This window comes from Brachyspira catarrhinii, assembly GCF_005518285.1.
GTDB classification, from domain to species: Bacteria; Spirochaetota; Brachyspiria; order Brachyspirales; family Brachyspiraceae; genus Brachyspira; species Brachyspira catarrhinii.
In genome coordinates this window covers 1-579 of record NZ_SJDU01000733.1, presented here as the reverse complement: position 1 = coordinate 579, position 579 = coordinate 1, and the positions used below count along the sequence as shown (strand labels likewise).

Sequence of the window (579 nt, the reverse complement as noted above, 5' to 3'; positions counted from 1 at the left end):
AATTTTCCCAGCCAGAAGGTTCGTTTAATTGTCCCCAATTCAAAGGAGGCAAAGCTCTCGCCCTTATCGGCATGTAGGCGTAAATCATAACTCCGACAGCCAACATCAAAAGCATTTTATAATAAGTTATCGATATTCCCGTTATAAAATCGTTGTCTTTATTGAATTTATCCATTTTGCATAATAAATATCTGTAAATCAAACACCAAGCCAAAACTAAAAATAAAGCCCATAAAACCAAAAACATTCCTTTATATAAAGTCGGATAGAAAGGCGCTTTTAAATTCTGTATCATATCGGGACGCAAATAAGAACCGTTTGCCAAAGCGGTAAATATGTCGCCGATTATATCTGGATTTGAAAAAGGTTTGAATAATATTGAAAATATGGAATCGTTTGAAGCCACTCCAGGAGGAAAATATAAATAAGCCTCGTAATTCATAATAAATCTATAATATCCGAAACCTCCTATAAAAAGCAAAAATAAAAATACGAATATCGAAATAAAAGAAGTTTCTATATGCTCTATATATCTGTCTTTATGAATCAAAAATAAAACTATTCCTATAAAAAGCAACG

The 579-nt window shown here is 32.0% G+C and carries 1 pseudogene; it reads right to left on the bottom strand.

Annotation, left to right across the window (positions count from 1 at the left end):
- A pseudogene (locus EZH24_RS13245) lies at window positions 1–579 on the bottom strand (DUF2723 domain-containing protein); the annotation flags it as partial.